5 protein-coding genes and 1 pseudogene are annotated in these 9,262 nt (G+C 42.5%); all 6 read left to right on the top strand.

Translation table 11 applies throughout. The annotated features are described in order from the left end of the window. A partial coding sequence (locus AC1DSB_RS09495; RefSeq protein ID WP_477586576.1) for a PD-(D/E)XK nuclease family protein occupies window positions 1-2,299 on the top strand: 2,299 nt, incomplete at its 5' end. Continuing rightward, on the top strand, window positions 2,283-6,011 hold the full coding sequence (gene addA / locus AC1DSB_RS09490) for a helicase-exonuclease AddAB subunit AddA (RefSeq protein ID WP_477531534.1): 3,729 nt from the start codon (window positions 2,283-2,285) through the stop codon (window positions 6,009-6,011). The genes AC1DSB_RS09495 and addA, both read left to right, overlap by 17 nt. Then, window positions 6,008-7,177 carry a DUF418 domain-containing protein gene (locus AC1DSB_RS09485; RefSeq protein WP_477586574.1) on the top strand — a complete coding sequence of 390 codons (1,170 nt, stop codon included), beginning with the start codon at window positions 6,008-6,010 and terminating at the stop codon, window positions 7,175-7,177. Before addA ends, AC1DSB_RS09485 begins: the two co-directional genes overlap by 4 nt. A gap of 63 nt (window positions 7,178-7,240) precedes the next feature. Next, the gene (locus AC1DSB_RS09480) at window positions 7,241-8,143 is read left to right on the top strand and encodes a fumarylacetoacetate hydrolase family protein (protein WP_477586572.1); all 903 of its coding nucleotides are present in this window, start codon (window positions 7,241-7,243) and stop codon (window positions 8,141-8,143) included. A gap of 295 nt (window positions 8,144-8,438) precedes the next feature. Beyond that, window positions 8,439-8,810, top strand: a complete 372-nt coding sequence (locus AC1DSB_RS09475) for a YisL family protein (RefSeq protein WP_342542016.1) — start codon at window positions 8,439-8,441, stop codon at window positions 8,808-8,810. A gap of 252 nt (window positions 8,811-9,062) precedes the next feature. After that, window positions 9,063-9,262 (top strand): annotated as a pseudogene (locus AC1DSB_RS09470) (alpha-amylase family glycosyl hydrolase); the annotation flags it as partial.

Raw genomic sequence — 9,262 nt, 5'->3', positions numbered from 1 at the left:
GTTCAGGGCCATCAAAACGGATTTGTTCTTCCCGCTACAAGCAAATAAAAGAGTATGGCGAGAACGCGCAGATCGTTTAGAGAATTTCGTGATTTCACAAGGGATTTACGGCGAACGCTGGACGGATGAACGACGCTGGCTCGTGAAAAAATACCGTGGACTTGAATTCCATTCAAAAGTTCAAACAGATGAAGAACGTGCTATCCAAGCTGACATAACCGCAGTGAAGAACATCGTTTTGACCCCTCTTCAGGAGTTTAGACGGAAAATAGAGGCATGCGGGACAGGAAGAGACGTCGCACAGGCACTATTTGAATTAATCGAAGAATTACAGATTTACGATAAGCTGCAAGTATTAAAAGATGAGGAAAATGAACAGGGGCGTCTTTTGCTAGCTACCGAGCATGACCAGGCCTGGTCACAGTGGGTAGATGTACTGGATCAATTTGTGTTGATGTTTGGTGATGAAAAACTGACGCCTAAAGAAAGCTTGCTACTATTGGAAGAAGGTTTTGACACGTTGGAGTTCTCCCGCATTCCACCGTCACTCGATCAAGTAACCGTAGCAACGGTTGATTTATCCCGATTGTCCGATATTCGGGCAGCATTTGTCATTGGCGTCAATGACGGGGTATTTCCAAAACGACTCGAACAGGAAGGGTTGCTTTCGGATACCGAGCGGGAATGGTTTATGCAAATTGGCTTTGAGCTGGCTCCGACGTCCAAAATGCGTCTGATGGACGAATCTTATATGGCGTACCGAGCGGTGACAACAGCTTCCGAAAAACTGTTTGTGTCATACGCTGTTGCGGATGAAGAAGGGAAAGCACTGCTTCCTTCGACATTCATCAAACGATTGCAACAATTGTTGCCGAAAATCGAAGTGGAACTGGCTGTCATTGATCCGGCTGTTTTGAAAGACAGTACAGATTACTATATCCAACATCCTCGGGCAACTTTGCCGTACCTTGCCACTAAATTAAAACAAGCGGTTGTTGAAGAAAATCTGGAGGAAGAATGGCAGGCGGTTGCTTCCTATTATGAAAATGATCCATTTTGGCATAGCGTTTTCGAACGGATTATTCGACCACTGACGAATCCAATAATCGCAGAGCGTCTGGACCGTGAAACGACCAATGCCTTGTATGGGGATACGTTTACATCTAGTGTGTCACGTGTCGAGAAATATTACAGTTGTCCTTTTGCACATTTCGCAACGTATGGTTTGCGCTTGGAAGAACGCGCAGAATATTTACTAGAAGCCCCGGCCATCGGAGATTTATTCCATGCCGCTTTGAAATGGATTTCTGACGAAACGAAGCGATTGGGGTTAACTTGGGCACAGCTTTCAACTACTCAGGCTTGGGAACTGGCGAGACAAGCAGTAGAAGAAATTTCGCCATTTTTTGTCCATCAAATTTTACTCAGCACAAAAAGATATACCTATATTCAACGTAAACTCGTCCAGATTTTGCAACGCACCATGACGACTTTACGGGATCATGCCAGTGTCTCTACTTTTGTTCCAATCGCGATAGAAACTGGTTTTGGTCCTGGAGAAGAATTGCCCACATTGGAAATCCCATTGAAAAATGGTCACGCCATGAAAATGCGTGGTCGTATAGACCGCGTGGACGCAGCTGTTGTGGATGGCCAACCATTTGTGCGAATCGTTGATTACAAATCGTCCGCCAAAGGACTCGATTTAAATGATGTGTATTATGGAATTTCCCTACAGATGCTTACGTACTTGGATGTGGCTGTCAGCAACTCGGCAATTTGGTTAGGTGAAGATGCCAGTCCGGCAGGTGTTTTATATATGCATGTTCATAATCCAATGTTGAAATTGGCTAAAGAGCTTTCTGACATGGACCTTGCGGAAGAAGTATTTAAGAAATATAAAATGCGCGGTTTATTGATAGACGATGCCAACGTCTTAAGCAAAATGGATACGGAAATAGCGGGCACTTCAAAAGTAATACCAGCCCGTATCAATAAAGACGGCTCCATATCCAAATCTTTTTCGAAAGTTGTGTCCACACAGGACATGGCGAATTTGCGGACATTTGTACGTAAAAAGCATCAGCAAGCCGGAGATGGGATGCTCGCTGGCGATACACGGGTACTGCCCTACAGGATGAAGGATAAAACAGCATGCGACTATTGTAATTTCCGTAGTGTATGTCAGTTTGATCCTACAGATCCTGACCAGCACTATCGTAAACTGTCGGTAGGTACACCAGAAGAAGTCACGCAACGAATTAAAGAGGAGGTCTCACCTGATGCTGATACCGATTAAACCACAAGATGTTACATGGACTGACGCTCAGTGGCGCGCCATTTTTGCAGAAGGACGTGACATACTCGTTTCAGCAGCAGCTGGCTCAGGAAAAACGGCTGTCCTGATTGAACGTCTAATCCAAAAGATGATTCGTGAAGATAATCCGATTGATGTGGATGAGCTTCTCGTTGTGACATTTACCAATGCATCGGCGGCCGAAATGCGACACCGGATGGCGGAAGCGCTGGAAAAAGCGCTTGTGAAAAATCCGAATTCCAGTCATTTAAGAAGACAATTGAGTCTATTGAATAAAGCGCAAATCTCGACACTTCACTCTTTTTGTTTATCCATCGTTAAGCAGTACGCTTACATCCTCGATTTGGATCCTGGATTCAGACTGGCAAACGAAGCGGAAGCAGCCCTAATTCGTGATGATGTATTGGCTGCGATATTGGAGTCGGCGCATAAAGCGGAAAATCCGGAATCGCTGTACAGACTTGTTGACAGTTTCACGACAGACCGGGACGATCAAATGATTGAAACGTTGATTGATAAATTATATGACACAGCAAGTGTACATCCGGAACCGAAGAAATGGTTACAGTCAATCCCACAAAGCTATAATGTGCCTGACGATATGGTAATCGATGATCTGCCTTTTATCGAAGCACTTAAACTGACCATCCAGCATGCTATGGAAGAAGCGTATGCGATGACGGAAGAGATTCGTCAATATGCGTTGCTGCCGGCAGGTCCAGCTCCTTACGGGACCACAGTGGAACAAGATCAACTCGTAATTGCAGAAGCAATTCGTCGTATTTCCACACAATCGTGGCAGTCGACTTTTGACTTTTTCCAAACGTTGAAATTTGCGACGGCTGCCCGTATCCCGAAAGATACGTTCGACGACGAACTCGTTCAAAAAGCGAAAGATAAACGTGATCAATTGAAGAAACGCGTCAATGGTGTGAAAGAAGCCTATTTCACACGAACACCAGCAAGATTATTGCAGGAAATGAGAATGATGCACCCTCTGCTAGTAACATTGGTGGAACTGACATTAACTTATGGTGACCAATATCGTTTGGCAAAAAGTGAGCGAGGGTTAGTCGATTTCTCGGATTTGGAGCATTTTGCCTTGCAAATATTGACGGAAGAAGAAGATGGCCAACTTGTTCCTTCAAGCACGGCACAGGACATCATGATGCAGTACAAAGAAGTTCTGGTGGATGAATATCAGGATACAAACCGTTTGCAAGAAACCATTTTACAGATTGTCAAAACCGGTACGGAAGCAAATGGCAATATGTTCATGGTAGGTGACGTCAAACAATCGATTTATCGTTTCCGCTTGGCTGAACCGATGTTGTTCCTGGAGAAGTACTTGAAGTTTACGACAGAAGCACAACATACAGGTGTGAAAATCGATTTGAATGCCAACTTCCGAAGTCGCGCGGAAGTTTTGGATGCAACCAATTTTATATTTTCTCAAATCATGGGGAAACGAGTTGGGGAAATTGATTACGATGAAGCGGCAGCCTTAAAAGCAGGAGCTCCGTATCCGGATCAGCCATCTGCAGTAGAGCTTACGATTCTGTCTCAGCAAACGGAAGATGTCGATGAAGCTGCGAGTGAAGACGAAGAAATCAATGAAGAAATCTTAGAAATTGACGAGTTGAAAAAATCCCAGTGGGAAGCTCGCTATATCATCCGAAAAATTCGCTCATTAATGGATCAGAAAACGATGGTCGTCGATGCGTGGACAAAAAAAGAACGTCCACTTGAATACCGGGATATAGTGATCCTGACGAGATCTATGACTTGGTCAGCTGATCTAACGGAAGAATTCAAGCAGGCGGGCATTCCGTTATATGCTAACCTTTCAAAAGGTTATTTTGATGCGCTTGAAGTGATGATTATGTTGAATACCCTGCGTATTGTCGATAATCCATATCAGGATATTCCCCTGGCTTCGGTGCTAAGGGCACCATTTGTCGGGTTAACAGAAGCAGAGCTTTCCCATATCCGTCTTTCCGCTCCTAAAGAACCATTTTATGAAGCGCTTAAAAACTTCGTCCGAATGGGTGGCAGTGGCATCGCTTCCGAAACAGCTGAAAAGCTGCAGCGATTCTTCCTTCATTATGAAGAATGGCGTGATTTGGCACGACGGGGATCATTGGCAGACTTAATATGGCGAATTTATATGGATACCCACTATTACGAAATGGTCGGCGCCATGCCAGGAGGAAAACAAAGACAAGCGAACTTGCGTGCGTTGCATGACCGTGCACTGTCTTATGAAAAATCGTCCTTCCGTGGACTTTTCCGCTTTTTGCGATTTATCGACCGAATGAAAAAGCGTGGAGACGACTTGGGAACAGCACGTGCAATGAGTGAAAAAGAAAACGTCGTCCGTTTAATGACAATCCATTCTTCCAAGGGACTTGAATTTCCTTATGTGTTCATTGCCGGTCTTGGCCGTGACTTCAATCAAATGGATTTCAATGAACTGTATTTATTTGATCAGACGTTCGGTTTGGCTGTAAAAGCAGTGGATCCGGATAAACGAATTTCCTTTACATCACTGCCATTTTTGGCCATGAAAGAAAAGAAACAGCTGGAGCTGAAGTCGGAAGAAATGCGGGTTTTATACGTAGCGATGACACGAGCAAAGGAAAAGTTAATGCTCGTCGGGACTGTTAAGGATGCACAAAAATCGATTGACAAGTGGCAGGATATTGCCGCTTCCAGTGGTGATATGTTACCGGAGTATGTACGTTCACGTGCGAAGGGGTTCCTGGATTGGATTGGTCCTGCCGTCGCTAGACATCATGACTTCGCGTTGTGGCAAGGACAGGTGGATTCAGATGCATTGCAACATCCATCAAAATGGTCGTTTGAAACGATTCATGTAGAAGAATTACGACAGGTCATTGCAATCGAGACTACTTCAGAGCCGTCTGATGCCACGAAGCAAAAAGGAATTTCCCCGGAAATAATGAGTGAAGTGGAACGTCGATTCAATACAGTCTATATTCACGAGCGTTCAACCGTCAAACGTTCCAAGCAATCGGTAAGTGAACTGAAACGAATTGATCAACTGCGAAAAGAAGAAGAACCCGAATTTTTCAGGACGAAAGAAGTTCAGCAAGCCATTACCAGTGTTCATAAACGACCTGCTTTTCTACAACAAGGGGAGCACAAACTGACAAGTGCAGAAATTGGTACAGCGATGCATACGGCCATGCAGCATCTCGATTTCAATTTACAGCCTGGCAAGGAAATGATTGAATCCTTTATTCAACTGCTTGCAGATCGTCAGTTGTTGACTACAAATGAAGCAAAAGCCATAAAAGTGAATGCCATCGAAAACTTCCTGCAATCACCGCTTGTGGACAGATTGCGTCATGCTTCCGAAGTCCTGCGTGAAGTACCTTTTACGTATGGTATGAAAGACGAGGATGGGGACATTCAAATTTTGCAGGGTATCGCAGATTGCTTATTCCAGGAAGAAGATGGACAGTGGGTATTACTCGACTATAAAACCGATCGAATTAGAGGTGTTTTCCATAACGAGACTTCGATTTTGCGGGAAATGCAGCATCGCTATGGTTTACAGCTGTCGCTGTATCAAAAAGCTATAGAAAATATTCTTTCCATCACCATCAAGGAAAAAATATTGTATTTGTTTGACTCGAATCAAATCTTTGTATTGGAGGATTTAAGGTGAATTTAAGACCTACAGAATTACAGGAACGGGTCGTTGCAATCGATATGATGCGCGGCTTCTCACTCCTAGGGATTTTTATCGTCAATATGCTGGCGTTTCATACTCCCTATTACTACATAAATCCGTACACTTGGTATACAGATCTGAGTGATAAAGAAACGTTTCAATGGATAGATATAGTGTTACAAGGAAGTGTATATCCTTTATTTTCCATGCTATTTGGCTATGGATTGATGATGCAATTCCTTAAATCAAAGCAACGAGGAGGATCTTTCCTACCACTTGCAATACGCAGGTTAAGCGTATTATTGATCATCGGAATTCTACATGCTTTCCTAATTTGGTCAGGTGACATATTGATCACATATGCACTGAGCGGGTTTATTGTCATTTTGTTGTTGCGACTTTCAAGTGGCTGGTTACTTGGAATTGCGCTTCCTCTTTATCTCATACCGAACTTAGGTTTCTCGTTTTTACTTTATTACGCAGCGCAAACTGGCCAAGAATTTTATGCCGGTGTACAGGAGATTGAATCTTCTATCCTGGCATTTGGTTCTGGAAGCTGGACTGATATTTTCATTCAGCGGGCAGCCGATTGGAGCTATGCCAATATTGAGTCGGGGACCATATTATTAATAGGTATAACGATTTTCCCTTACATGCTGATTGGTGCTGCGGCGGCTAAAGCGAAATTGATTGAACGCACATCAGAGAAGAAGATATTTTGGATTGGATTGACGGTACTATCATTGGGAGTGGGGTATTTCATCAAGTTCTTGCCTTTCACAAAAGAAGCGGACTTTTTCACAATGTATGTCCAAGATATATTTGGAGGTCCCTTGGTCGCTATTGGCTATGCAGGACTGATTGCACTGTTATGTCAATTAACTGTCTTCCGTAAGCTCTTCTCGCCTGTTGCTAAAGTTGGAAGAATGTCCATGACGACATATTTAACACAATCAGTCATTGCCACCACCATCTTTTATTCTTATGGGTTTGGCTTGTATGGCAAAGTGGATGTACTGACAGGTACTTGGCTCGCTGTCGGAATATTTATCGTCCAAATAATATTCGCAGAAATCTGGTTATCCAAGTTTAAGCAAGGACCGATTGAAATGCTCTGGAAAAGAGCGACGTATGGAAAATTAAATAAAAAAAATCGATGAAAAATTTGTCGAAGTATCGTAGACTGAATTAAACAAAAATTAATTCAGAGGGAGTGTCAGTGTATGAAAATCGTTTCTTTTCGCTATGAAGGTCAAATTCGTTTCGGTCCCAAGGTGAAGAAAGAAGAAGCCGTATGGGACGTGGTGGCGATACAACAGACGTTCCAAGTGTTGCCCGATTTCCCTCAGAACATTGTTGATGGAATTGAAAAAKGAATGGATTTTGTTGAGCAGATGCGTAAGCTCAYAGATGCTGCTCTGAATTCTGAAGAGCCGAATCAATTCAAACGACCATTTTCAAGTATCGAATGGCTATCTCCGATTCCACGAACGCCGAAAAACATTTTTGGTGTGGGCCGAAACTATGCAGAGCATGCAAAAGAAATGGGTTCAGAAGCTGCACCAGAACATTTGATGATCTTCACAAAATCACCGACAACAATTGCAGCAGACGGAGAATCACTTTCAGTACATTCAGATACCACTTCTTCATATGACTATGAAGGTGAACTGGCCGTTGTGATCAGTAAAAAAGGAGAAAATATTCCTAAAAAACTTGCGTATGATCATGTGTTTGGCTATACAATCGCAAACGACTTAACAGCGCGTGATTTACAGAAGAAACACCAGCAATTTTTCCTTGGCAAAAGCTTGAAAGGATCTTGTCCGATGGGTCCATATTTGGTGACGAAAGACGAGTTACCAAATCCACAAAATCTATCCATTGTGACAAAAGTGAATGACGAAGTACGCCAAAATGGACATACAGATGATATGATTTTTTCTGTAGAAGAATTGATTGCACAAATTTCTGCATTGGTAACACTTGAACCTGGAGATGTAATTTTGACAGGAACTCCTTCTGGTGTGGGAAAAGGCTTTAATCCCCCAAAATTTTTGGTAGCCGGTGATACAGTGAAGGTGTCTGTTGAAGGAATTGGCACATTGGTAAACCAATTTGAATAAAGATTTATTTAGGCTTTGTAACATCATGTTATTGAATAAGAGAATCTTCGTGACTCCTGCTGAAAAATGGATTGCCAAAACTCTTCAGTGAGAATAAACGAACGAAATGCAATTTTGTGGCAACACCTTCGTGACCAACATCCTGTTGGCCAGAGGTGGCTTGTCAGTTCGTCCGCGGAAAGGGAGCAGAGATTCACACTTTTTTTATAAATTGAAACTAGTAGGTTAAAAAGTTTATTAGTCAGCGAGATATGATACGATAGAATTGAACGATTAATTAGATGAGGTGACGATTTTGGATTTTTTAGCTAACACGCACTTACACATTACAGCTTGGGTACTAGGTATTATCTTGTTCTTTGTCTCTGTTTTACTTAAGACAGGCAAAGGACAAAAAATCACACATATGGTGTTACGTTTAGTTTACGTATTCATCATTTTGACAGGTGTGGCATTGTTCATGGTTGGCATGGATTCCGATATGGGCATGCTTTATGGATTTAAGTTCCTTGGTGGAATTTTAGTCATCGGCATGATGGAAATGATTTTGGTTCGTATGAAAAAACAAAAACCAACAACGATGTTTTGGGTATTATTGTTCGTGTTCTTGTTTATCACAATGTTCCTAGGGTTCTCATTACCATTAGGCAGCAGCTTTTTAGCATAAACAAAGGAAGAAACCACTTTACTTCATTTATTTGGAGTGAAGTGGTTTTTTTATTGCGTGATTTGAAGGGCAGTGGATGGTTAGGTGGAAAAAAAACTTAGTTGGAATCGGACACTTACCAGGTTCCTTGAGGTATCCATGTTATTTTTCACAGTTTTGACGTAAATACTACTTAAATCTTTGCTAATCATGGCGTGGCAATGTTCCGTTTGATAAAATAACGTAGGAAGATTCGTTAGAGGAGGACCTCAATTGAAAATAGATAAATGGATTCGTGCAACAATTGCAGCAACATTACTTATGGGTTTGATTGCCCCGTTAACTACACAGGCGGCATCAAAACAATCCATTGAAAACGAAAGTATATACGACTTACTAGTCGACCGCTATTTCAATAAAACAATTGAAAATGATTTTGAAGTTGATGCGAGGGAGCCCAGTGCATTTGCAGG

This window comes from Paenisporosarcina sp. P4_E4_2, from assembly GCF_056401595.1.
Note: the sequence above shows the minus strand (reverse complement) of the source record. Positions and strands in the feature narration are given on the sequence as shown.

Excerpts from the sequence above, each read along its gene's own strand:
- addA (WP_477531534.1), top strand. The coding sequence starts at position 2,283 with ATGCTGATACCGATTAAACCACAAGATGTTACATGGACTGACGCTCAG.